Below are 24337 nucleotides of genomic sequence, written 5' to 3'. Positions count from 1 at the left end.
TCAAATCGTCTCGCCGTCGCGCTCGGAGAGGCCACCCCATCCGAGCTTTCGGCGCAATCGCGTAAAGAACGTCGTCCCCGGAAAACGAACGATCTGGACCGCGTGGGGCGCGCGGCGGACCACCAACGTTTCGCCGCCGGTGAAGGTAGTCCCGACCTGCCCATCAATCGTTACCAAAAGCTCTTCGGGTCCATCATCCGCACGCACCTTGACCTCCACGTGCGGCGGCAGCACCAGCGGCCGCATGGCGAGCGTGTGGGGAGACACTGGGGTCAGCACGATGCTCTCCACTGTCGGCACGACGATCGGCCCTCCGGCCGACAACGAATAGCCCGTGGAACCGGTTGGCGTCGAGACCACCAACCCGTCGGCCGAGTACGTCCCGATCGCTTCGTCATCGACGAAGACCGTGAACTTGACGACGCGCGCGAACCCACCCTTGTGAAGCACGACGTCGTTCAGCGACAGCCAGCGGCACCGTTCAACGCCCTCGCGATCGAGCGCACAGGACTCGAGCGCCATGCGCGACTCCGAGACGAAATCACCGGCAGCAAAGCGCCGCACCCCGTCCTCGAACTCCTCACCGCCGCAGGCCGTAAGAAATCCCAGACGTCCGAGATTGATGCCGAGAATCGGCACCGTGCGCCCATCCAGAAACCGAGCCCCGCGAAGCAAGGTGCCGTCGCCGCCAAGGGTGAACAGCGCATCGACCTGGTCGGGCGACTCCAGTCGGTCGCCCTTCCCGGCGATCTCCCAGAGGTCCGGCTCGAACAGCAGAGTGAGCCCCACTTCGGGAGCGATACTCAGCAGTGTGCCAAGGATCGCCGGAAGCCCCGGATAGCCTTTGTGGCCGATCACGCCAACGCGCATCAACCGGCGAGCGCCTCGGACTCGTGGAATGCGCGTACGCGCTCCGCAATCCCCGCCGGATCGAGTCCGAGTGACGCGAGCTGCTTCTTGCGTGGTGCCGAGTAGATGATACGGTCGGGCACACCGTGAACGGCCGTGCGCACCGTGGGCGCCAGCTGATGCACGATCGAACTGATGAACGCGCCGAACCCGTTCACGACCGTCCCTTCCTCGACCGTGAGCACGTGCGTGTGGCTCGCCAGGATCGCGTTCAGCGTGACTTCATCGTACGGCTTCAGATAGCGGCAATTCACGACGCTGACGTCCAGGCCGTCGGCGGCCAGCAGCTCAGCGGCGGCCAGCGATTGATTTACCATGGTACCGACGGCGAGAATCGCGACGTCCCGGCCTTGCCGCAGGACCTCCCACGTGGCGTACGGGGTGGCGGCAATCTGCGACATCGCCTCGGGAATGTCCGGCGATGCATCGCGAGGATAGCGGAAGCTGAACGGCCCATCGGTGTGTTCGACGGCGGCGCGCAGCAGGCCGAGCATCTCCGCGCCGTTCTTCGGCGCGGCGACGGTCATGCCCGGTACGCTGAGCATATACGCGATATCGTACAATCCCATGTGCGTTTCGCCGTCTTCGCCAACCAATCCAGCGCGGTCCATCGCAAACACGACGGGGAGCTTCTGCAGCGCCGCATCGTGAATGATGTTGTCGTAGCCGCGCTGCAGGAACGTGGAGTAAATCGTCACGATCGGGCGCACGCCGCGCGTGGCCAGACCTGCGGCGAATGTCACACCGTGGCCCTCGGCAATGCCGACATCGAAGAACCGATCGGGGAAGGCCTTGGCAAACAGTGCGGTACCGGTGCCAGACGGCATGGCAGCCGTGATCACCGCGAGGTCCTTTCGCTCACCCCCGAGTTCGGCCAGTCCCTTGCCATATACGGCGGTATACGCCGGATTCGCCGTGGAGACCGCCAGCTGCTTGCCGGTGGCCGGATCGTGGCCGGGCGGCAGCGCGTGCCATTTCTCGCCATGATCGCCCGCGGGAAATCCCTTGCCCTTCTTGGTGATCACGTGGACCAGTCGCGGCGTGTTCATCGCGCGCACCGCCGTGAACGTCTCAAGCAAGGCATCGAGATCGTGTCCGTCGATTGGGCCGAAGTAGCGGAAGCCGAGCTCTTCGAACAGCACGCCGGGCGTGAGCAGCGACTTCACACTCTCTTCCCACTTTCGCACAAGCGTGCTCACGCCGGTGAAGGGAGCCGGGGCGTTGTCCACCAGATCGCCAATGCGCGAGCGCAACCGGTTGTACAGGGGATTGCGCTGAATGCTCGTGAGGTACTTGTGCATCGCGCCGACGTTCGGCGCGATGGACATTTCGTTGTCGTTGAGGACTACGATGATGTCACGATCCGAATGCCCGGCGTTGTTGAGCCCCTCGTACGCCAGCCCCGAGCCCATCGACCCATCGCCGATGATCGCGGCCACTTTGAACTGCTCACCGAGCACATCCCGCCCGGCGGCCATGCCGAGCGCCGCGGAGATCGCCGTCGCGGCATGACCGGCGCCGAACGTGTCGTACTCGCTTTCGGTTCGCTTGAGAAAGCCGGACAGTCCGGCCTCCTGCCGCAATGACTCCATCTCCGAGTTCCGTCCCGTGAGCAACTTGTGCGGGTAGGCCTGATGGCCAACGTCCCACACCAACTGATCCTTGGGGGTTTCGAAGACCGTGTGCAATGCGATCGTCAACTCGACGACACCGAGCCCGGCGCCGATGTGGCCGCCCGTGCGCGAGCAAACGTCGATCAAGCGTTCGCGCATGTCCTGAGCCAGCGTGCGGAGCTGATCGCGCGACAGACCACGGAGATCCGCGGGGGAATTGATGCCTTCGAGAAGAGACATGACGGAGTCGGAAGGTGCGCTGCGGGAGACCTCCGCAACGGTCAGGTACGACGATCAGTTGGCACGAGAAATGAACTGCAGCACGACGGACTTCGGGGGCATGAGCGCCCGCCTAGGAACGCCGTTCAACGATAAACCGAGCAAGCTGGTCGAGTGTGGGCGTCAGTAGCCCCTCATCGGCGAGGGCGCGGCATCCGTCGTCGACTAACGCCACCGCGCGCTCAATCGCTCCATCGATACCCAGCAGGGCAGGATAGGTGCTCTTATGCAGCGCGATGTCACGACCGGCCGTCTTTCCCAATTGATCCGTCGTCGCCGTAATGTCCAGCACATCGTCGGCGATCTGGAAGGCGAGTCCGATGGAGGCGCCATACCGGGCGAGAGCAAGCCGCCGGGATTCCGGTGCCAGCGCGGCACGAGCCCCCAGCGTTACCGAGGCCATGATCAGCGCCCCCGTTTTCAGGCGATGCACCCGCTCCAGCGCCTCGAGGGTGAGGTGCACCCCTTCCGCCTCGAGGTCGAGAAGTTGCCCACCGATCATCCCGCCGGCACCTGACGCGTCCATCAAATCACGTACGATGTCCCCGGCAACCGAGTCGGAAAGCCCCATCGCCTTGGCGGCGTGCCACGCGCTGCGCGCCGCCATCGGTACCATTGCCAGCCCCGCGGCGGTGGCGACCGGCACCCCGTAGACACGATGCACGGTGGGCCGACCGCGACGCACATCATCATCATCCATGCACGGCAGGTCGTCGTGCACCAGTGAATACGCGTGTACGACCTCGACCGAGGCGGCGAGGTCGCGAGCGTCGCCGGTGCCGCCACAGGCCCGATACGCTTCCATGAGCAGAATCGCCCGCAGGCGCTTCCCTTCCCCAAGCAGCGAATAACGGATCGCTTCGGCCGTCAACGGCGCGATGTCGCTGAGCCAGCGGGCGCAGAACGCGTCGAGGGCCTGATGCACCGCAGACCGTTCGGCCACGAACGATGGGGCGGACGATGCCGTGCTCTCGCCGAGCGGTGTCATCGACTCAGCCACCCAGCTCAACGACGGAGAACGACCCATCGGCCGCCTCGACCAGCTGCTGCACACGCGCATCGATCGTCTTCAACGCCGCACCAGCCGAGCGCAGATGAGTGATCCCATCCTCAAACAGGCGGAGGGCCTGTTCGAGATCAACGTCGTTGCGCTCGAGCTCGCGCACGATCTCCTCCAGGCGGGTCAGTGACTGTTCGAAGCTCATACACCCTCCTCGGGTTGAAAAATGGGAATCGAGTCGGGGAGTGGACGCCCCGCACCAGCGGTCGCGGACACGATGCCGTCCCGGAGCCAGAGATCGAACGGAGCCCCGGGTGCGAACCGATCCCGCCCGCTCAAAGTAGCGCCATCGGGCGTTCGCGCCACCGCAAAGCCACGCGCCAGCGTGCGCAGCGGCGAGAGCGCGTGAAGCTGCCCGGCCAGAGACTCCACCCGGGAGCGGCGACGCTCCACGATGCGAGTGGCCGCCAAGCCTAGGCGCTTTTGCACCTGAGACAGTGAGGCAAGGGCACGCTCCTCACGTCGCCGCGCCGCCGTAACCAGGCGGCTGCCAAGCGACTCCACCCGGGCGATGACGTCACGACGGGACGGAACCGCCAATTCGGCCGCCGCCGAGGGCGTCGCCGCGCGTACGTCGGCGACGAGATCGCAGATGGTGACATCCACCTCGTGCCCGACGGCCGAAATCGTGGGGATCGGGCAGGCAGCGAGGGCGCGGGCGACACGCTCGTCGTTGAAGGCCCAGAGATCTTCGCGCGCACCGCCGCCGCGGCCGATAATGAGCGCATCGGCATCCCGCCAGCGACTCACCTGCTCAATCGCCGCGACGAGCGACTCCGGCGCACCGTCCCCCTGCACCTTTGCCGCGACCATGACGATCTCCACGTCGGCACTACGGGCGCGCGCCACGGTGATAATGTCGTGCATGGCCGCGCCGTCGAGACTCGTGATGACGGCGATCCGGCGCGGAAAGGCTGGCAGCGCGCGCTTGCGCGCCGGCTCAAGCAAACCATCCTTTTCCAGACTGAGGCGCGTGCGTTCGAGCGCCTTCCGCCATAGGCCATCCCCCTCCGCCTCCAGCGCGCGCACGGAGAACTGGAGGTCGCCACGTACCGGCCAGACAGTCATCTGGCCATACGCCAGCACCTGCATGCCGTCGTCTGGCGGGGCGGGAATGCGCTTGGCCGCCGAACTCCAGATCACGCACTTCACCTGCGCCTGGGCATCCCGAAGGGCGAAATACCAGTGACCGTTCCGGTGCGCCTTGAAATCGCTGACTTCCCCACGCACCCACAGCGGCGGAAACGCGCCTTCGATCAGATCCTTGGCCGCACTCGTCAGTGTGTGAACCGCAATCGCCGATTCGGGCGCGCTTCCCGGCGCCTCATCGGCGGAAGCCGGCGGTCCGTAACTGGCAGCTCCACCCTCGCGGCGTCCGGCCACGTGAGTCAGCTCACCGTGCGCTGAGCCGCACGCACCGTATTGCGCAGCAGCATCGCAATGGTCATCGGTCCGACCCCGCCGGGAACTGGCGTGATCCGCGACGCGACGTCCACCGCGCTCGCAAAATGGACATCGCCGCACAGGCGGCGACCACTGGCGCGTGTGGCATCGGGCACACTGTTCATGCCGACGTCGATCACCACCGCCCCGGGCTTGATCATGTCGCCCGTGATCATCTCCGCCCGGCCTGCGGCGACGATCAGGATGTCGGCCCGACGCGTGTGCGAGGCCAGATCTCTGGTACGGCTGTGGCAGATCGTCACCGTGGCGTCGCCGCCGGACCTCCCCTGGACGAGCAGTGCCGCCATCGGCTTGCCGACAATGTTGCTGCGCCCCACGACCACGACCTCCGCGCCCCGTGTCTCCACACCGCTGCGTAAGAGCAATTCGATCACGCCGGCCGGCGTGCACGAGACAAACCCATCGGTATGCCCGATCAGGAGCTTACCGACGTTCTCCGGATGAAAGCCGTCGACGTCCTTGTCGGGGCGGATGTGCCTTATGACGGTGTCGGGATCAATGTGCGCGGGCAGCGGCATCTGGACGAGGATCCCGTGCACCGCCGGATCGCCGTTCAGTTGCTCGACCAGCGCTAGCAACGACGCCTGCGTCGTGTCGGCTGGTAAACGAATCGTTCCGCCGGCCATACCCGCCTCGCGGGATGCCTTCTCCTTGGCTCCGACATAAGTCGCGCTGGCGACGTCGTCGCCAACGAGTACCACGGTGAGCCCCGGCACGACGCCATGCGCTCGCAGCACCGCCACGTCGCGCGCGACCTCCGCGCGCACGTCGGCCGCGATCGCCTTCCCGTCGATCAGTTCAGCGCGCAAAGTCCACCGCCCGGCTCTCGCGAATGACGACCACCTTGATCTGCCCCGGATACTGCAACTCGGACTCGATGCGACGTGCGATCTCTTCCGACAACGCCGTCATGCGCATGTCATCTACCTGTTCCGGCGTGACCACGACGCGGATCTCCCGACCCGCTTGGATAGCGAACACGCGCTCCACACCCCGATAGCTGGACGCGATCTTCTCGAGTCCCTCGAGCCGCTTCACATACGTCTCGAACGCCTCGCGACGGGCCCCGGGACGCGACCCCGAGATGCTGTCGCCGGCCTGCACGAGCACCGACACTTCGCTCTCGTGCGGCACGTCGTCATGGTGGGCCGCAATACAGTTCACCACCAGCGGATTCTCGCCGTACTTGGTGGCCACTTCGACGCCGAGCTGCACGTGCGTGCCTTCGTGCTCGTGCGTGAGCACCTTGCCGATGTCATGCAACAACGCGCCGCGTTTGGCGAGCGCCACATCCAGCCCCAGCTCGGCCGCCATCATCCCGGCCAACCATGCGACTTCCTTGGAATGCGCGAGAATGTTCTGGCCGTAACTCGTCCGCCACTTCATCCGGCCAATCAGCTTGATGAGCTCAGGGTGAAGCCCGGCCACGCCGACATCGTAGGCCGCCTGCTCACCGGTTTCGATGATCGCGACCTCGACTTCCTTCCGGGCCTTGGCGACCACTTCCTCGATGCGCCCGGGATGGATGCGGCCGTCGGTGACGAGCTTCTCCAGTGCGAGTCGCGCCGTTTCCCGGCGGACCGGATCGAAACACGAGACGACCACCGTATCCGGCGTGTCATCGATGATCACATCCACACCGGTTGCCAATTCGAAAGCCCGGATGTTCCGCCCCTCGCGGCCAATGATGCGTCCCTTCATCTCGTCATTCGGCAGCGACACAGCCGAGACGGTGGTCTCCGCCGTTGTTTCGGCAGCCACGCGCTGGACCGCGAGCGCCACGATCTTCTTCGCTTCTCGATCGGCGTTACGCTTTGCCGACTCGCGAATCTCCCGAAGGCGACTCGCGGCGTCGGCCAGCGCCTCGTCTTCCAGACGGCGAATCAGCTCAGCCTTCGCCTGATCCGCGCTGAGTCCAGCCAGCTGCTCGAGTTTGCGGCGTTCATCGGTGATGAGCTTCTCGAGCTCCTGCTCCTTCGCCGTCGCCACCGACTCGCGCCGGCCGAGCTCGGATCCTCGTCGTTGGACCTCCTGCTCCCGGCTTTCCAACGACTCGCGGGCGCGATCAAGCTGCGACTCCCGCTCGAGCACGCGCTTCTCCTCGCGTTCGAGCTCGACCCGACGCTGACGCACCTCCTGTTCGTGCGACTCCCGGAGCTGGAGGACTTCCTCCTTGCCCGCAACGATCGCAGCGCGTCGCAGCGTCTCTGCCTCACGCTTCGCCTCATCGACGATGCGCACTGCGCCTTCCTCGGCGACGACGAGGGCCCGTTGCTGTTCGCCGGTCTCCACCTTACGCCACGACTGTCGACCCACCACGTACGCGACGACAGCCGCGATGAGCCCAAGGGCGCCAACCAGCGCCGCTGCGGGAATCTCGCCCATGGATCTATGCTCCACCGCGGCCAAGCGCGGGTTCTTGATCGTTTTCCAACGGATCTATCGTGCGCACGGCACGGGCGACTGTCACGATGCGCCGCGGCTGGCGAAGAGGGAGCGACCTCCGCTGCCGCGGCACAGGGGCGCGCGCACACCGTCAACTTTCAGAACGTACGGACGTATCAGGAGGCCCGCAACGGGGATCCACAGGTCGCTGCCATCCCATCCGGGCGTTTCCGTGGACACCCCATCGCTCAGACCGGATAGCCATCCTCGCCACGCTTGGCCGGAGGAAGCAACGGACGAATGTCGGAGGCAAGGTGCCGGATGTCGTTCGTGATCGTCTCCACGGCGGCGCGTTCCCGGAACAGGTCGTCGGTGATCTGCAGCGCGGCGAGGATCGCTGCCCGCTGCGTCTCCACCGTGGAGCCGCCGCCCATAATGGCGCGGATCGTGCGGTCGACATGATCGGCCACCGCCTTGGTATGCTCCGGCGAGGCTTCCGTGCGGAGGGTGTACTCCTCACCGACGATCCGGACCTTGACGACCAACTTGTTGTCGATCACCGCTCGGCCCCCTGCCCAGTCTGCTGGCGGAGAAAGCGCATGCGCTCCCCGAGCTGTGCGGTTTTGTCCCGGGCCTCCGCCAGACGGGCCCGCAGCCGCTCGTTCTCTCGGGACAGCTCACTATCGACCGCCTGCGGGGTCGCCGCCTCCGCCGCGGCGGCAAACGCCGCCTGGACGCGCACGACCTCGGCCTTCGCCATCTCGGCCTTGGCCTCCAGCTCCCGCACCTTGGCCTCGAGCAGCGCCCGCGCCTGCGCCGAACGCAGCCCGTCGGCCCGCACCTCGATCAGCGTGCCGTCGCGCTCCGCCACGAGCTGCTCGAGCTCGCGGATACGCGACTCCGCCGACAGCGCCCGCCGGCGGTAGCCCGCGAGCTGGTCGGTGAGGTTGCGAACAAGGGTATCGAGTTCGCGAAACGCGACGGTTTCAGGACGCACGTGGACGGATACCGAGTTCCCGGTCGAGAAGATCCAACAGGCGGGCACGACGCCCCTCAATCTCCTTGTCCCGCAGGGTGCGCTCCGGATGCCGGAACGTCAACCGCCAACCGAGACTACGATGGCCCTCCGGTACGCCGGCACCGCGGAACTCGTCGAACAGACTCACCTGTTCCAGCAGCTCCCCCCCGGCCGCGCGAAGCGCCTGCTCGACGGTCGCGGCCGCAACGCTCTCCGGCACCAACAGGGACAGATCGATCTCAGCCGATGGGGTGGTTGGGAGTACCTTGAATCGGAACGCGGACGACGCCGACACGGCCTGCCCAACAGGAGCACCGCCGTGGTCATGGGCGCGAGGCGCCGCCACGTCGGCCGAAGGCATGACGCCCAACGTGACTTCAATGCCGAACGCCTCGCTGGCCCACACCGGACGATCGAGCGCGACCGCCTCGACCCGTCCGACCTCGCCGATACCGTCCACCACCAACGTCCAAATGGACGGCATTGCGCCCGCCGCCAACGTGGCGCCCAGTCCGGGGAACGCCGCCGCCAGGATACGCTCGGCGATGGTCTTCGCGTCCCATCGGTCGAACGCCGGCGGCTGTGGCTCCGTGAAATGCGCCGGACGACGACCGCCCATGATCAGCGCACCGACCCGGACCTCTTCACGCGGCAGCCGGTCCGCGCTGGAAAGAAAGACGTTGCCCACTTCGAACAGCCGAAGGTTCCCCTGCATCCGCGTGAGATTGTACTCGGCGCGACGGGCGAGGGTGTCGAGGATTGATGCACGCAAAAAGGGTTCGTCATCCGCCAGGGGATTGCGCACGCGTGGTGTGAACTCGTCACCCGTACTGGTGAACGGCATCGGCCGCGTTTCTGCGAGACCCAGCCCGACCAACAGGTCGCGCACCCGACGACCCGCGAGGTGCAGCGGATGATCCGGCGCGTTGCCGGGCCGGAACGGACGCAGCTCGTCGGGAAGCGTGTCGAATCCCACCAAGCGCGCGACTTCTTCGATGAGGTCGACTTCGATGAGCAGGTCATGTCGCCACGTTGGCGGCGTCACGACCAATCCGTGCGCGTCGTCGACAATCGTGCAGCCAAGCGCCTCGAGGTGATGGCGAATCACAGACGGGGCGACGGCAATGCCGAGGACGCGCGCGACTCGCGACGGTCGGACGGTCACGGCGCGAGGAGCCGGCGTCGGCCCGCCTACGTCAATCAACTCAACGACCTGCCCACCCGCGACCTGCGCGATGAGTGATGCCGCCGTACGCGCCACCTCGAGCGTAGAGCCGGCGTCGACCCCGCGCTCGAAGCGATAGGAAGCATCCGTGGACAGGTTCACCGCGCGACGCACGCGGCGGACGAAGCGTGGCGCGAACACCGCGACCTCCAACAGCACGTCAGTGGTCGACTCGGTGACTTCGCTGTCGAGTCCCCCCATCACGCCGGCGAGAGCAACGGGACGCTCGCCATCACAGATCACGGTCGTGCCGGCGGCCAGTGGGCGCGACGTCCCATCGAGCGTCACGAGCGCTTCTCCCTCGACGGTAGGCCGCACGACGATGCGCTGCCCTGACAGCTTGGCGAGGTCAAATGCATGCACGGGCTGTCCAAGGCCGTGCAGCACGTAGTTCGTGGCGTCGACCACATTGCTGATCGTGCGCTGCCCGATGCTTTCGAGCCGTTGACGCAACCAGTCGGGACTTGGGCCCACCTGCACCCCGGAAATCACGGCAGCGACATAGCGCGTGCAACTGTCGGCATCATCGATGCGTACCGTTGCCTGTGTGCCGGAGGCGCTCACAGGCGCGCTATGCACTGGCACGCCGACGGCTGGCGGCGCGATCTCCGACGGACGCGTGGACATCGGCAGGCCGAGGATCGCCGCAATCTCGCGTGCAACGCCCACGTGCGAGAGAAGATCCGGACGATTCGGCAGCACGTCGAGATCCAACCGCGCGTCGGCGATTGGAAGCACGTCCAGGAGCGGCGTACCAGGTGCCGCGTCGGTGTCGAGCGCGAGGATGCCGTCGTGTTCCTGCCCGAGGCCAAGCTCACGCGAGGAACAGAGCATGCCATTGCTCGTCTCGCCACGAATCTTGCGCTTTTCGATCTTGAGCCCGCCGGGCATGACGGTCCCTGTGCGCGCAAAGGGGTATTTGGTACCCGCCACGACATTCGGCGCGCCACAGACGACCTCGAGCAACGTGCCGCTTCCGTCGTCGACCTTGGTGACCCAGAGATGATCGGAATTCGGATGCCGCGCGGCGTCCACAACCAGGGCCACGACGAACGACGCGAGCTCGGCACCGAGCCGCTCGATGTTGTCGAGTGTCACGCAGTGGCGACTCAGCGCATCGCCGATGTCCTGCGCCGACCGTGCGTGCGGCACGAACTGCTTGAGCCATTCATGAGAGACGATCATCGCGCGAACTGCTCCAGGAAACGGACGTCGGAATCGTACAACACGCGGATGTCACTGATGTCATAGCGCGACATCGCAATACGCGCCGGCCCCATGCCGAATGCCCAGCCCGTGAACTTCTCGCTATCGAGCCCCGCATCATCAAGCACATGCGGATGGACCATACCGCAGCCGAGAATCTCGACCCAACGCAGCCCCTTGCCGTCATTCAGGTCGACTTCGACATCCATTTGGGCACCGGGCTCGACGAACGGGAAATACGACGGACCGAAGCGCACGCGACGCGAGGCACCGTAGAAGCGACGGGCGAACTCGGCCAGCGTCGCCTTCAGATCGACGAAGGAAATCCCCTCGTCCACCGCCAGTCCCTCCAGCTGCATGAAGGCGGGTGCGTGCGTGGCATCGAAGAAGTCGCGACGATACACCTGGCCCGGCGCGAGCACCCGCACCGGCGGCTTGTACTGTTGAAGCGTGCGCACCTGCACGGGTGAGGTGTGTGTGCGCAGCAAGGTGTCCTGACCCAGATACAGCGTGTCGTGCAGCTCCATCGCCGGATGATCGGGCGGGAAGTTGAGCGCGCCGAAGTTGTACCACTCCGTCTCCGCCTCCGGGCCAAGCGCGATGGTGAAGCCGAGTTCGCGGAAGATCTCGCAGATCTCATCGATCACGAGCGTGACCGGGTGCAACGACCCGCGCCACGTGCTCCGCGCCGGCATCGTGGCATCGAACGTTGAGAGACCCGCGGCCGAGGCCTGCCGCGCGGCGAAGCGATCCAGCGTCTGCTGGATGCCCTCTTTCAGCGTGTTGAATGCCGCACCGGCGGCGCGGCGATCGTCGGCGGGCAACGCCCGGAGCGCACCCTGCAGGGCGGCGAGCTGATCGTCCTTGAGGGCATTCAGCAGGCCCTTGGCGACGTCGAGGCGCGTGGCGGGGTCGAGCCCGTCGAGCAACGAGCGCGCGTCCTGCGCGAGGGTGTTCGCCTGGGCGAGATACTCGGAAAGTTGCACGAGACGAAATCGGAAATCGGGGGAGCACGACGGATGGCGGAGCTTGCCCGCCGCGGATGCACGAAGGGCCGGCATCTCGTCGATGCCGGCCCTACAACGTAACCCTGAACGGTGCCGCCGCTCACGCTCGGCGGCACGTCCTCATTACGCGGCGGCCGACTTGGCTTCGATGGCCTTACGAACCTGATCGGCGATCACCGCGAACGCTTCCGGCTCGCGCACCGCGAGGTCGGCGAGGACCTTACGGTCGATCTCGATGCCAGCGGCATGGAGGCCGTTGATGAACACGCTGTACGACATATCGTGCAGGCGGGCCGCGGCGTTGATGCGCACGATCCAGAGGCGACGGAAGTCGCGCTTCTTGTTCTTGCGATCGCGGTACGCATAGCGCCAGCCACGCTCGACGGTTTCCTTGGCAGCCTTCCAGAGCTTGGACCGGCCACCAAAGGCACCCTTGGCGTGCTTGAGGATCTGCTTCTTCCGCTTGAGGCGGACGACGTTGGATTTTACGCGGGGCATGGTAAGTCCTCAGGCCAGGATAAGACGCTTGATACGCTTCACTTCGCCGTTGGTCGCGACGGTGGTCGGACGGCGGAGGTTGCGCTTACGCTTCGACGTCTTCTTGGTCAGGATGTGGCTCTTGTAGGCCTTCAGACGCCGCACCTTCCCCGATCCCGTTACGGTGAAGCGCTTCTTGGCGCCGCTGTGGGTTTTCATCTTCGGCATATTCTGCTCACGGCTACGGTCAACCGCTCCAATGCGGAAGCGGCCCTGCATGCGATCACGCGCTGCTTACTTCGGCGCGAGAATCATCGTCATCGATTTTCCTTCCATGGACGGTGCGCTCTCGATCTTGGACAGATCGGTGAGTTCCTGAGCCACCCGATCGACCACTTGCCGTCCAAGCTCAGGATGGGCGATCTGTCGACCCCGAAACATCAACGTCACCTTCACCTTGTTGCCCTCCTCGAGGAAGCGCCGCGCGTGGCGGGTTTTCGTCTCGAAGTCGTGATCATCGATGCCCGGTCGGTACTTGACCTCTTTCAGATGAATCACATGCTGCTTCTTCTTCGCGATTCGTGCCTGCTTGGCCTGTTCGAACTTGAACTTCCCGAAGTCCATGATGCGGACCACGGGCGGCCTTGCGGCAGCCGCCACTTCGACGAGATCCAGCCCCTGCTCGACTGCTTGGGCGAGCGCCACGTCGACTTCCATGATACCGAGCTGACTTCCGTCGGCGCCGATCACGCGAACGGGGCTGATCCGGATCTGCCGGTTCACCCGTGGCGGACGCTTCGTCGAATCCTGAATAGGCCGTGCTCCAGTAGAAGAAACAGAAAACGCGAACCCCTGAAGGAGTCCGCGTCGCAAACCGACGCTCCCGACGACCGACACCCACCATGGGCGCGAGCGAGAGACACGGTGTCGATCGACTCCAGCAGCACACCTCCGCCGGACTGCATCTGGCGAGAGGGCCGAAGGGTGGGACCGGCGTCGCTGCCGACCCGCTTCTCAATTGTTGAGGAGGAAATACGACCTCCCGCGATCCTGCCGCATCAGTGCCACAGCAGTACTAACAGGTGAAACCTAGGCGCCGTGAGCGCAACGTCAAGGGGCACCAGCGTTTCCGCGAGAGATTCACTCCGCCAACCGGTAGCTCTTTCCATCGTGCATCGCCCGACCAAACCCCACCGTGGCGTCATGCTCGAAGATCAGCAGCCAGTCGTGGCGCAGGGCGTCGGCCAGCAAGGCCCGCTTCGATTCGAGGGTGACCAGCGGCTCGACATCGTACCCCATGATCCACGGTAACGGCAGGTGGTGTGACGTGGGAACGACATCCCCCAGGAAACACGCCGTCTCCCCACCCGACTGCAGGAGGACGCTTTGGTGATACGGCGTGTGTCCCGGCGTCAGCCGAACGGAGATGCCGGGCACGATCTCGCGGTCGCCCATGATCAGATCAAATCGGTCCTCCGCCAAGATCGGCGCCCAGTTCGCCGGAAAATAGCTGGCGGAGGTCCGCTCATTCGGATGCTCGGCGTACGCGCGCTCGCCGGCCTGCACCACGTACCGCGCCCGCGGGAACGTCGCCTGCACTTCCCCCGCGGGATTCCGCCAGGTGTTGCCGCCCGCGTGATCAAAATGGAGATGCGTGTTGATGACGAGCCGTACGTCCTCCGGCGTGAAACCGGCCTCACGGATGCCGTCCTCGAGGGCCGTTCGCCCTTCGGTACCGTTGTTCTCCACACCGTAGATCTCGTGAAACTTGGGGTTCTCCTTGTTGCCGAGGCCCGTGTCGATGAGCACCAAGCCGTCATCGTGCTCGACGAGCAGGCAGCGCATCCCGAGCGGAATGCGGTTCTTCGCATCCGCGGCGAGGCGACGTTCCCACAGGGTCTTGGGGACGACACCGAACATGGCGCCCCCATCCAGCTGCTGGCCACCGGCCTGAATCGCATGGATGCGCCAGCGACCAAGAGTGCGGGTCTCGAGCAACGGCTGTGGAACACTCATGCGATAAAGTCCTCAGAAGCAGGAAGCGGGAACGCGCGGCGGCGGCGGTCGCTCGCCGTTGACCGACGGTTCGTCGTTGGCGCGGCAAGTCGCCGCTCGAGCACCGGCCAAGAGCACACACCCTGCTCTTCCGCAATCCGCAGCATGCGGACAAGCGCCTGCGCAGTGGCGACGGCGTCACCCTCGGCACGGTGGCGTGCCGCGATGTCGATACCGAAGTATCGCGTCACATGGTCGAGCGACTTACGCGGCAAGGCCGGGAGTAGCAAACGCGCCAACCGAACCGTGCACAGCTTTGGGCCAGACAGCTCGTGCCCTATCCCGCGATCGACGGCATCGGCAACGAAACGCCAGTCGAAGGCTGCGTTGTGGGCCGTGAACACCTGCCCCGCAAGTCGATCCACGACCGTGGAGGCGATGTCACTGAACACCGGCTGATCGCGGACCATCTCCCAGGAAATCTGGGTGAGTTGGGTGATGTATGGCGGAATGGGACGCTGCGGGTTGACCAGCTGGGCATACACGTCGACCAGCTCGCCGCCGCGCACGTGTGCAATCGCGATCTCGGTGATCCGGTCGCCCGACGCGGGACTCGTACCGGTCGTTTCGACGTCGACCACCGCAAAGTTCACGTCGAACAGCGAGCTGGACTCGGATCCCGCCGCTCTAGCGCCCCCCGGTCCCCCGCTGGCCGAGGCACCTGACGGCGGCGCGAGTCCAGCCGCCAGCGCCCAATGCCCGCTGGGGAGCCTAACGAACTCGGGATGACTCGAGAGCAGCGCCAGCGCCATGCGTTCGGCCGCGTCAGCCTGCAGCCGGTCCACCTTGCAGACGTCACGCATAAGGGTGACGGGGTCCAATGGACCGGACGCCAGTCGCTGAGCTGCGCGCGCCGAGAGCGTCGTAGGGCGGGACATACAATGGAAGATAGCGATCGGCGGCGCGTCCGCTGGCAAATCGGGCGCAGGCCGCGTAACTTTGTGAAGTATTTCACAAGCCACCGACTCCGCCGTGAAACGCATCGCCGATTCGACCGTTCGCCGCCTCTCGATGTATCTGCGATACCTCGAGGATCTCGACACTCAGGGCCAGGAAACGGCCTCCAGTGACGAGCTCGCGCACCTCTGCGGGACGACGCCGGCGCAGGTCCGCAAGGATCTCTCGTTCTTCGGATCCTTCGGTAAGCGTGGGCTGGGATACCCTGTCCATGAACTCACGGCGCACCTGCGGGAGATTCTCGGCCTCGAGCGGGAGTGGAAAGTCGTCATCATCGGCGCCGGCAAGATCGGCGCCGCACTCGCCAATTACCGCGGTTTCCGGCAGCGAGGCTTCCGGATCGCCGGCGTATATGACAACGATCCGAAAAAGATCGGCCAGCCGTGGGGCGAGGCCATCGTGCATGACATGGCCGACCTTGTTCAGGACATCCGACGGGAAGAAGCGCCGATCGCGGTACTCGCCATTCCGTCGGAGGACGCGCAGGATGTCGTGGATCGCCTCGTTGGCGCCGGCATTCGGGCAATCCTGAATTTTGCGCCAGCCCAGATCACCGTGCCGCCGCATGTATCGCTCAAGTCCGTGAACATGGCGATGGAACTCGAGGGCTTGTCCTTCGCCCTTACGAACTCGCTATCGGGCTCGGGCGCGCCGTAAGCACCCGCACAAGCCGTGCGAACTCTGCGGGGGTGAGCGTTTCGGGACGCACCTCGTTGGGCAGGCCTGCTTGCTGAAGCACGGCTGCGGCCCGCTCGGCATCGAGTGACGCCACGGTGCGTACGACGCGAATGAGTTGCTTGCGTCGTAAACCGAACGCCGACAGCACGAAGCTGCGAAACGCTTCTTCGATGGCGGGCTCCACCGACGGGACGGCACGCGGCGTCACGCGCACCACGGCCGAATCGACCGTCGGGGGTGGATTGAATGCGGACGGCGGCACCCGTCGCACCAGCGCGACGTCGACGACCGCCTGCAGATTGACGCTGAGCGCGCCGTACGTCTTGTCGCCCGGTGGGGCCGCCATCCGTTCGGCCACTTCCTTCTGCACCAGGTAGACCGCCACATCGGGGCGCGGCAGTTCGAGGGCATGAAAGATGATTGGCGTCGTGATGTAGTACGGCACATTACCCACCAGCACATACGGGCCGCCGGCAAGCGTCGGCAGCGAGACGGTCAGTACATCGGCCTCGACGATCTCCACATGCGGGCGATCGGCGTATCGAGCGCGCAAGTGCTGTACGAGATCGCGATCGAGTTCGATCGCGACCACCCGCCCCGCCCGCTCCACGAGGCGATCGGTTAACGCGCCCCGGCCCGGTCCGATTTCCACGACCGTGCGACCGTCTATCGGGCCGAGCGCCTCGACGATGCCGTCGAGCACGCGAGCGTCCTTGAGAAAGTGCTGACCGAAACGTTTGCGCGCGGCGGGCAGTGCGCCCTCCGGGCGCGGCGGCCGAGCGCCCCGCGTCCCAAATCCATGTTTCTGGCTCACGTACGTTCCTGAAATGGACGATCCACGACGACAACGGCGAGATCGTCGCGCAATGCCGTCTGGCGCGTATGCGACGCGACCTGCGCAAACATCGCGTCGAGCAGAGCGTCAGGCGTTTCGCCGTGCGTCATCGTGGCAAGCATGTCGAGTACCGCACGCTCGCCGAGCCGCTGATCGCGGGCGTCCCGCGCGTCGGTGACGCCGTCGGTGAAGAGCACGAGCCGGTCGCCACGACGCCACGACATGACGCACTCCTCGATGGGCGCGTCGCTGAACCCGATGGGTGGAACGACGGCCGCGAGCCGCACACAGGCACCGTCAGCGCCCACCCGAAACGCGTGCGGATGTCCCGCATTGGCGAACCGCACCTCGCCGGCCCGTGTATCGATCACCGCGTAGCACATCGTGATCGACATCTCCGTCGACGAGAGCTCGTCGACCAACGACCGGCGGACGGCGTCGAGCGCGATCGAGGGATCGAACGCGGCCTGCACGTGAATCGCGGCCGCACTCAGCGCCAGCGCCATCACCAAGGCGGACTGATAGCCGTGTCCCGAGACGTCGCCGATGAGTACACCTGTGCGGTCACGGTCGAGGCGAGCCAGCAGGAAGAAATCGCCGCCGACGCTTTCGGCAGGCACCAATCGGGCCGCGGCGCGCGCCTCGGGCCCGACGACCGAAGGGTTGGGCAGCAGCTTGAGCTGCAGGTCGTGCGCCAGCCGCAATTCCCGCACGAGCTGCTGCCGCTCGACGGCCGAGCGCACGAGCGAGGCGTTGTGCATCGCCGTGCCAATCTGGGTGCCAACCGCGACGGCCAGCTTACGATCGCCCGCCGTAAACGGCGGCCCGTTGATACGTCCGCCAAGCACGAGCACACCAAGCGGAACTGGCGCGGGTGGCTCCACCGCGTTTCCACGCTGCATCGGGATCGGATGCGTGCCGGTGACGCCAACGCCGGTGCTCGGCCGCGTAATGGCGACCGCCATCAACGCGCTCCGCTGTGTCCCGAGCACGGGATCAGCGGCGTTCGCAGCCACGCCGGCCTCGGCAATCGCGCCGGCGCTGCGATAAGCGGCCACCGCGATGTGACCAACGTCGTCGAGAGAGACCGGCGGATACTCCACGTCACCGAGTCCGAGGGTGGCGATGGGGCGCAGCAGTCCAGCACCGCGATCGACCTGCAGGAAGACCGCGCGCGGAGCACCGACCGTGACGGCCAGTTCCCGCAGCAAGGTATCGGCTACACTCTCCACCGAGGTCGTTCCACCGAGCAGCTCACCGATCGCGTAGAGCAGGCTGATCTCTTCGTAGCGCTCGACGAGCTCGCCCGTGGCGCCGTCGCGCTCGCGCGTGAGTCGACGAACCTGCGGCACGAGGTGCGCCAAGAGCCGATCGGCATCGGAAGACGCGCCCGGCTCCACGAAGAGCCAGCCAGCAGGTTCCCCGGCGGCGATCAGCTGCGCCGACAGACCCTGCGCGTGAGCCCAGAGCATGGCATCGCCCGCCTCGACACCAGCCTCGGTGCGAGCCGCAAACGCCGCCGACGTCGTCCCAAGCAGGAGCGGCGACGCTCCATCGCGTCGTTCCCAGAGAGCCGCCGCCCGGCCGGTGGCTTCGCGAAACGCAGCGAGGAGCGCCGCGACCTCGATCATGTGCGGTGGAGGATCAAACGGATGCGGTGTCCCGATTCGGCATCCGGACCCTCACTTTCAACACGGTCCATCAATGTTCGCATGAGGAACACTCCTCGCCCGTCCTCCCGCTCGAACCAGTCCGCCTCGTCGGGGCTCTGCTGCAATGACGCCAGGTCAAACCCATCTCCCTCGTCGGTCACTTCGATGCACAGACGCTGTGCATCAAGCTCGACGCGCACCTGCACCGTGCGCGAGCGCTCACTGGCGTTGCCTCGCAACATCGCGTTCGCCATCGCCTCGGTCACCGCAAGGGGCACATTGAACTTGCAGTGGCGCGCCGAAAAACCCGCTGTCACGCAGAGCGCGACAATCGTCTCGACAACCGGCTCGATCAGCGTCAGATCGGTCGCGACGATCCACCGACGAGTCACCGTCGTGAGGTTATCCGCGACAGGGCGCGGGGCCGACGGGGCGATCATGGGATCCGCCACGCTCCTGACGGGACTCGGCTTGAAGCGAGTAGCCACGCGGTCAGCGGGCCGAGAGGGCGTCGGCCCTGGTCGCATAGAGCGGGAAGAGCTGATCAAGCCGCGTGAGTTCGAAAAGCCGCCGGAGATCCTCGTTGAGCCCGGTAAGACGCACGTCGCCCCCGGCATCGCGCACGCGTTTGCTTAACGACACCAGCGCTCCCAACCCGGAGCTATCGATGTAGCCCGACTGGGTGAAATCGATAACGACCGTCCTCGCGCCCAGTTCGACCTCATCGAGGATCGCCTGCTTGAAATCCTGGCGATTCGTCACGACGAGTTGCCCCTCGACATCGACCATCAGCACGTCGTCGCGGCGGTCCAGTACGAAGCTCATAAGTCGCTCAGGAAATGGGGGAGGAACGGACGTGGGTGCCTGACTGCAGGGCAGTGATCGCTGCGACATGCACAATGTCGTGCGACGTAGCCCCCCGCGACAAGTCGCTACAGGGGCGCGCCAGCCCCTGCAGGATTGGTCCGATCGCGGTGGCATGGGCCAAGCGCTGCACCAGCTTGTACGCGATGTTCCCCGCATCGAGCGACGGGAACACGAGGACATTGGCGGTCCCCGCCGCTGCTTCGCAGGGTGATTTTCGCCGGGCGATGTCCGGCATAAGGGCGGCATCAGCCTGCAGTTCCCCCGACACGCGCACGTCGGGCGCCTCGGCCCGAACGATCGCGACGGCTTCGCGCACCTTGCTGACGCTCGGCCCGTCGGCACTGCCGCTGCTGCTGTACGAGAGGAACGCCACTCGCGGCTCGTCGCCGACGATCCGGCGGCGATCGGCGGCGGCCGCGAGCGCAATATCCGCCAACTGTCGCGCGGTGGGATCCGGGATCACGGCGCAGTCGGTGAATGTCAGCACCTCGGCCGCGGTGCCACGGAATGGCGGCACGATCAGGTAGAACGAGGACGAAACGGTCCGCACCCCGGCGGCAGGCCCAATGGTCCAGATGGCCGCCCGCAGCACATCGGCGGTCGTGTGCGTCGCTCCGGCTACGCATCCATCTGCTTCGCCCAACGCGACCAGCGAGTCGGCGAAGTACAGCGGATCGCGCGCCAGCCGTTCGGCATCCTCCCGGCTCAGTCCCTTCGCTCCACGACGGGCGAGCAAGTGCTCGACGACGCGGGCCGTGCGTGGATCGCCGAGCGTGTCGATCATCGCCACGCCCCCGGACGGGACGACGCCCGTGGATGCATCGTGGCGACGCACCAACACGGGTATGACCGAGCCAAGCTTGGCGAGTGCGATCACGGCGTCCACCGTGCGAGTGTCGGTCGCTTCGGGGAAGAGGATCGTGCGGGGTGCGGCCGCCGCGCGCGCATGCACGGATCGAAGAAACGTCCCGGCGGTCTCGTCGATTATCGGCTCGGTACTCATGGCAGCTCGGCAAATCGGGCCACCAGTGCCGTGGCCACCAGCGGGTGCACCAGTCCGCTCACATCCCCGCCGAAGCGCGCGACCTCGCGCACCATGCTCGAGCTGATATACGTCGTATCGAGCGATGGCGTCATGAAGACCGTTTCCATCTCTGGCAATAAGTGCCGGTTCATGAGTGCCATCTGGAACTCGTACTCGAAGTCGCTGACGGCGCGGAGCCCACGCACGTTGACGTGGGCCCCTACCTCCCGCGCGAAATCGACCAGCAGTCCGCGGAAGGCGCGCACTTCGATCCGGCGGTCATGTCCCATGATCTCCGAGATCAGGCGCAGACGTTCGTCGACTGAGAAGAGCGGCTGCTTGCTCACGTTGTTCGCCACGGCGACGATGACGCGATCGGCGAACGTCAGGGTACGCCGGATCAGATCCTCATGACCATGCGTGACGGGATCGAAGGAACCGGCGTACAGGGCGACACGCTCGGTGGAGGCGACTGGGGACGGCGTCACGAAGGGGCGCGGAAGAAGGTCAGAGACGCGGTACCGTACCGGCGGGTCTCGCCCACGGCGGGGAGGAGTACCGACGACGCGTGTTCGATGCCAAACACGTTGGCGAACGGGACCGCCATCCAGCACTCGACGAGCTGCCGTACGGTATCCGTGGAATACGGCGGATCCGCGAAAGCTACGTCGTAGGCGCCGGCAGAGAGTCCCGTCACGAACCGGACAGCGTCTTCGCGATACAGATGCGCCCCCGGATGTCCTCCGAGCTGCTCGAGGTTGGTGCGGATACCGGCGAGCACCTCGGGCGACTGCTCGACAAAGTCACAGCCGGCCGCCCCCCGGGAGAGCGCCTCCAGCCCAAGGGCACCGCTTCCCGCGCACAGATCGAGCACCCGCGCGTCGGGAAGACTCTGGTGCACGATGCTCATCCACGATTCGCGCACGCGATCGCCGGTAGGGCGCACCGCGCCCCCCGCTGGCGCAGTGATGCGCCGGCCTCGCCACTTTCCTGAGATGATCCGCACGGGCTACTCCACACTGGGCCGCACGCCAGCGACCCGCAGTTGAAGGCGCGACACGCCGCGAAACTCGTCGCGGTCGAGCCGATAGGCGAGGTCGATGGGGCGCGACACGTCGAGCGTCGGCGCAAGCGCCGCCATTCCCCAGCCGATCGCATCGAGGGTACCCTGCGACCCGTCGATGGCCAGCTTGAGACCGTCACCGCCGACCTTCCGCGGTGCGGCCGCGAGCTGAACGCCCCTCGTGCGAAACAGCGGTGAGGGGTTGCCGATGCCGAAGGGCTCGAAGTGCCGCACGAGCGCTTCGAGTGATTCGCCGACGCTCTCGATCGGCACGTCGAGATCCACGCGCAACTCGGGCACGAGATCGTCGGGGGTGAGCCGTGCCCGCGCGACCTCGTCAAACCGTTCTGCGAACGCCGGCAGGTGCGCCGGGTCCATGGTGAGGCCGGCCGCCGCACGGTGCCCACCGAAGCGCTGAAAATGCACCGCACACTCCCCCAGCGCACCATGCAGGTCGAACGCACTGATCGAGCGACCCGATCCCTTCCCGACACCGTCCTGCACCGCCACCAGGACCGCCGGGCGTGCCGTCTGCTCGACGATGCGCGATGCAACGATGCCGATCACACCCGCGTGCCACCCCTCGCGCGACAGCACGTAGGCGTAGCGATCACCCATCCCCGGCGCCTCCACCTGTCGCATCGCGTCATCGAGCACCGCCCGATCGAGCTCCTGACGGGCGCGATTGAGCTCCTCGAGCTCGCGGGCGATCACGTTCGCCTCGTCGTCGCGCTCGGCGAGCAGCAGCCGGAGACCGAGCTTCGCATCGGCAATACGCCCCGCCGCGTTGAGGCGCGGTGCGAGTACGAAACCGACGCGCCCGGCGGTGAGCGGCTTCCCCTCGAGGCCGGAAGAACGAATGAGTGCGCGGAGGCCGGGATGCGTCGTCTCGGCCAGCAGCTTGAGCCCGTACCGCACAAGGACGCGATTCTCGCCGCGCAACGGCGCGACGTCGGCGATCGTGGCCAATGCGACCAGATCGAGCTGACGGTGCGCGAGCGCCGACGACACATTGAACGCCTCGCACAGTGCGAGCGCGATCTTGTACGCGACCCCCACCGCCGCCAGATCCTTGTCGACGGACGTGCATGCGGGATGTCGCGGATTGCAGATCGCGTACGACGCCGGCAACGCATGGCTCGGCAGATGATGATCGGTAATGATCACGTCGATTCCGGAGGCGTTGAGCTCGGCCACCGCCTCCCGGGCGCTCGTACCGCAATCGCACGTCACGACCAGCGTGGCCCCGGCGCGCTGGGCGGCGTCCACGCCCGCACTCCCGAGATCATAGCCGTCGGTGAGTCGATTCGGCACGAACGGGATCACGCGTTCGGCCCCGAGCCCTCGAAGGACCCGTACCATGAGTGCCGTGGAACTCATCCCGTCGACGTCGTAGTCGCCGTGCACAAAAATCGTTTCCTGCGCCCGCACCGCATCGGCGATGCGCTCGACGGCGCGCGGCAGGTCATGCAGTGTGCCGGGCGACGCGAGATGCTCGAGGCGTGGCCGCAGGAAACGCTTGGCCGCCTCCGCGTCTCCGTAGCCGCGCGCCACCAGCAGGCGGCACACCGACTCGGGGAGCAGGAGCGTCTGCATGAGACCTCGCACCCCCGCACCGGCCGCGGGAACGGTGGCGACCCAACGCGCTTCCGGCCGAAGTCGCGCCGGCTGGGAAGCGGTGGAGATGGGCCCGCCTTCAAGGCGGCGGTCCAATGTAGATCGGGTGGACGTAGTCACATCCGCAATGTACCGGCGAAGCGGCGGGGGGTGCACCCGAAACAGTGCAACCCGTCCCCCGCCGCCGCGGATCACGCCGGAATCAGCCCTGTACCGCCGCTGGAGGCGCCGGGATGTAGTACAGCAGGCAGCCACAACCTTCACAGGGTTCGATAATGGCGCCGGTCGACATCGGCAGGCGACGCTGCAGCGGGATCGAGGTGTCACAGCTCCCGCACGAAAAATCGTCGTGCAGCTGGAACACCACCGTCGTCCGGCGGCGGGCCTGCACGCGATCGTACTTGCTGAGCAGCGACTTCCCAACGCCTTCCGAAGACATGTTCCGCTTGGCCCTCGCTCCACCAAGCTCCTTGTCGATCACCGCAAGTTCCGCGGCCAGCGTCGAGCGGGCGGCTTCCTGATCGGCTGACGTGCGGTCGAGCACCTCACGGTGCACGGCGAGCGCGTTCCGCAGGTCGACCAGGCGACGCGAAATCGCCAGCGACTCGCTCTCCTCCTCTGCCAACACCTTGCGCGCCGCTTCGACTTGGGCCGCTGCCGCTGTGACTTCCTTGAGCTTCTGGGCAGAATTCAGAACCTCGACGTTCTTATCGTGCCGGATCTTGTGTTCGACGAGGCGCGCTTCGATCGCCCGGTGCTTTTCGAGCTCGCGTTCGAGGGCTCCTTCGGTGCGGGACACCTCGTCGGCTGCGCGCTTTCGCGCCTTGTCGAGCGTGGCGAGACGAGGCGCCAGCGCATCACGCCGCGCTTCGATGGCGCGTATCACTTCATCGTCCTGCTGGACGATCAACAGTGCTTGTAGCTCGGTATTCACTACACCTCCAGG

26 protein-coding genes are annotated in these 24337 nt (G+C 66.0%); 1 reads left to right on the top strand and 25 read right to left on the bottom strand.

Features of this window, described 5'->3' with window-relative positions:
- The 16 genes from ACIRA7_RS00590 to ACIRA7_RS00515 form a co-directional block, all read right to left on the bottom strand.
- Complete coding sequence (locus ACIRA7_RS00590) at nucleotides 1-858, bottom strand: NAD(+)/NADH kinase (RefSeq protein ID WP_396218847.1); 858 nt, start codon at nucleotides 856-858, stop codon at nucleotides 1-3.
- An 11-nt stretch (nucleotides 859-869) separates the two neighbouring features.
- Complete coding sequence (gene dxs / locus ACIRA7_RS00585; protein ID WP_396218846.1) at nucleotides 870-2762, bottom strand: 1-deoxy-D-xylulose-5-phosphate synthase; 1893 nt, start codon at nucleotides 2760-2762, stop codon at nucleotides 870-872.
- A gap of 112 nt (nucleotides 2763-2874) precedes the next feature.
- Nucleotides 2875-3828, bottom strand: coding sequence for a polyprenyl synthetase family protein (locus ACIRA7_RS00580; RefSeq protein ID WP_396218845.1), 954 nt, complete (start codon nucleotides 3826-3828; stop codon nucleotides 2875-2877).
- The gene (gene xseB, locus ACIRA7_RS00575) at nucleotides 3794-4006 is read right to left on the bottom strand and encodes an exodeoxyribonuclease VII small subunit (RefSeq protein WP_396218844.1); all 213 of its coding nucleotides are present in this window, start codon (nucleotides 4004-4006) and stop codon (nucleotides 3794-3796) included. The genes ACIRA7_RS00580 and xseB overlap by 35 nt, the downstream gene beginning before the upstream one ends.
- Nucleotides 4003-5244 (bottom strand): exodeoxyribonuclease VII large subunit, encoded by a 1242-nt coding sequence (xseA, locus tag ACIRA7_RS00570; protein WP_396218843.1) that lies wholly within the window; start codon nucleotides 5242-5244, stop codon nucleotides 4003-4005. Before xseA ends, xseB begins: the two co-directional genes overlap by 4 nt.
- A gap of 5 nt (nucleotides 5245-5249) precedes the next feature.
- Nucleotides 5250-6134, bottom strand: a complete 885-nt coding sequence (locus ACIRA7_RS00565; RefSeq protein WP_396218842.1) for a bifunctional 5,10-methylenetetrahydrofolate dehydrogenase/5,10-methenyltetrahydrofolate cyclohydrolase — start codon at nucleotides 6132-6134, stop codon at nucleotides 5250-5252.
- Nucleotides 6124-7710, bottom strand: coding sequence for a ribonuclease Y (gene rny, locus ACIRA7_RS00560; RefSeq protein WP_396218841.1), 1587 nt, complete (start codon nucleotides 7708-7710; stop codon nucleotides 6124-6126). The genes ACIRA7_RS00565 and rny overlap by 11 nt, the downstream gene beginning before the upstream one ends.
- Nucleotides 7711-7958: 248 nt before the next feature.
- Nucleotides 7959-8270, bottom strand: a complete 312-nt coding sequence (locus ACIRA7_RS00555) for a cell division protein ZapA (RefSeq protein WP_396218840.1) — start codon at nucleotides 8268-8270, stop codon at nucleotides 7959-7961.
- Nucleotides 8267-8707: a hypothetical protein gene (locus tag ACIRA7_RS00550; protein WP_396218839.1), complete on the bottom strand. Its 441-nt coding sequence runs from the start codon at nucleotides 8705-8707 to the stop codon at nucleotides 8267-8269. The genes ACIRA7_RS00555 and ACIRA7_RS00550 overlap by 4 nt, the downstream gene beginning before the upstream one ends.
- A complete protein-coding gene (gene pheT / locus ACIRA7_RS00545) occupies nucleotides 8697-11138 on the bottom strand; it encodes a phenylalanine--tRNA ligase subunit beta (protein WP_396218838.1) in 2442 nt (813 codons plus the stop codon). Before pheT ends, ACIRA7_RS00550 begins: the two co-directional genes overlap by 11 nt.
- On the bottom strand, nucleotides 11135-12145 hold the full coding sequence (pheS, locus tag ACIRA7_RS00540; RefSeq protein ID WP_396218837.1) for a phenylalanine--tRNA ligase subunit alpha: 1011 nt from the start codon (nucleotides 12143-12145) through the stop codon (nucleotides 11135-11137). Before pheS ends, pheT begins: the two co-directional genes overlap by 4 nt.
- A 144-nt stretch (nucleotides 12146-12289) precedes the next feature.
- On the bottom strand, nucleotides 12290-12664 hold the full coding sequence (rplT, locus tag ACIRA7_RS00535) for a 50S ribosomal protein L20 (protein WP_396218836.1): 375 nt from the start codon (nucleotides 12662-12664) through the stop codon (nucleotides 12290-12292).
- Nucleotides 12665-12673: 9 nt separating this feature from the next.
- Nucleotides 12674-12871 (bottom strand): 50S ribosomal protein L35, encoded by a 198-nt coding sequence (gene rpmI, locus ACIRA7_RS00530; protein WP_396218835.1) that lies wholly within the window; start codon nucleotides 12869-12871, stop codon nucleotides 12674-12676.
- 66 nt (nucleotides 12872-12937) lie between these two features.
- Nucleotides 12938-13456 carry a translation initiation factor IF-3 gene (infC, locus tag ACIRA7_RS00525; protein WP_396218876.1) on the bottom strand — a complete coding sequence of 173 codons (519 nt, stop codon included), beginning with the start codon at nucleotides 13454-13456 and terminating at the stop codon, nucleotides 12938-12940.
- Nucleotides 13457-13783: 327 nt separating this feature from the next.
- Nucleotides 13784-14659 (bottom strand): MBL fold metallo-hydrolase, encoded by an 876-nt coding sequence (locus ACIRA7_RS00520; RefSeq protein ID WP_396218834.1) that lies wholly within the window; start codon nucleotides 14657-14659, stop codon nucleotides 13784-13786.
- Nucleotides 14656-15576, bottom strand: a complete 921-nt coding sequence (locus ACIRA7_RS00515; RefSeq protein WP_396218833.1) for a PolC-type DNA polymerase III — start codon at nucleotides 15574-15576, stop codon at nucleotides 14656-14658. The genes ACIRA7_RS00520 and ACIRA7_RS00515 overlap by 4 nt, the downstream gene beginning before the upstream one ends.
- Before the next feature lie 94 nt (nucleotides 15577-15670).
- On the opposite strand from ACIRA7_RS00515, the gene ACIRA7_RS00510 reads away from it, so the two are divergent.
- Nucleotides 15671-16312, top strand: coding sequence for a redox-sensing transcriptional repressor Rex (locus tag ACIRA7_RS00510; protein WP_396218832.1), 642 nt, complete (start codon nucleotides 15671-15673; stop codon nucleotides 16310-16312).
- Here the strand turns inward: ACIRA7_RS00510 and rsmA are convergent.
- From rsmA to ACIRA7_RS00465, 9 genes are all read right to left on the bottom strand, one after another.
- Entirely contained in the window at nucleotides 16278-17147 is an 870-nt protein-coding gene (gene rsmA, locus ACIRA7_RS00505) for a 16S rRNA (adenine(1518)-N(6)/adenine(1519)-N(6))-dimethyltransferase RsmA (RefSeq protein WP_396218831.1), read from the bottom strand. The genes ACIRA7_RS00510 and rsmA overlap by 35 nt on opposite strands.
- Nucleotides 17144-18799 carry a PP2C family protein-serine/threonine phosphatase gene (locus tag ACIRA7_RS00500; protein WP_396218830.1) on the bottom strand — a complete coding sequence of 552 codons (1656 nt, stop codon included), beginning with the start codon at nucleotides 18797-18799 and terminating at the stop codon, nucleotides 17144-17146. The genes rsmA and ACIRA7_RS00500 overlap by 4 nt, the downstream gene beginning before the upstream one ends.
- Nucleotides 18796-19260: an ATP-binding protein gene (locus ACIRA7_RS00495; protein ID WP_396218829.1), complete on the bottom strand. Its 465-nt coding sequence runs from the start codon at nucleotides 19258-19260 to the stop codon at nucleotides 18796-18798. The genes ACIRA7_RS00500 and ACIRA7_RS00495 overlap by 4 nt, the downstream gene beginning before the upstream one ends.
- 52 nt (nucleotides 19261-19312) lie before the next feature.
- Nucleotides 19313-19645 carry an STAS domain-containing protein gene (locus ACIRA7_RS00490; RefSeq protein ID WP_396218828.1) on the bottom strand — a complete coding sequence of 111 codons (333 nt, stop codon included), beginning with the start codon at nucleotides 19643-19645 and terminating at the stop codon, nucleotides 19313-19315.
- A 7-nt stretch (nucleotides 19646-19652) separates the two neighbouring features.
- On the bottom strand, nucleotides 19653-20690 hold the full coding sequence (locus ACIRA7_RS00485) for a phosphate acyltransferase (protein ID WP_396218827.1): 1038 nt from the start codon (nucleotides 20688-20690) through the stop codon (nucleotides 19653-19655).
- Nucleotides 20687-21199: a pantetheine-phosphate adenylyltransferase gene (gene coaD, locus ACIRA7_RS00480; protein ID WP_396218826.1), complete on the bottom strand. Its 513-nt coding sequence runs from the start codon at nucleotides 21197-21199 to the stop codon at nucleotides 20687-20689. The genes ACIRA7_RS00485 and coaD overlap by 4 nt, the downstream gene beginning before the upstream one ends.
- A complete protein-coding gene (gene rsmD / locus ACIRA7_RS00475) occupies nucleotides 21196-21717 on the bottom strand; it encodes a 16S rRNA (guanine(966)-N(2))-methyltransferase RsmD (protein ID WP_396218825.1) in 522 nt (173 codons plus the stop codon). The genes coaD and rsmD overlap by 4 nt, the downstream gene beginning before the upstream one ends.
- Before the next feature lie 3 nt (nucleotides 21718-21720).
- A complete protein-coding gene (gene recJ / locus ACIRA7_RS00470; RefSeq protein ID WP_396218824.1) occupies nucleotides 21721-23370 on the bottom strand; it encodes a single-stranded-DNA-specific exonuclease RecJ in 1650 nt (549 codons plus the stop codon).
- A gap of 223 nt (nucleotides 23371-23593) precedes the next feature.
- Nucleotides 23594-24325 (bottom strand): zinc ribbon domain-containing protein, encoded by a 732-nt coding sequence (locus ACIRA7_RS00465; protein WP_396218823.1) that lies wholly within the window; start codon nucleotides 24323-24325, stop codon nucleotides 23594-23596.
- Nucleotides 24326-24337: the final 12 nt, after the last annotated feature.

Source organism: Gemmatimonas sp. (genome assembly GCF_044376735.1).
Lineage (GTDB): Bacteria > Gemmatimonadota > Gemmatimonadetes > Gemmatimonadales > Gemmatimonadaceae > Gemmatimonas.
This window is presented reverse-complemented; position numbering and strand designations above follow the sequence as displayed.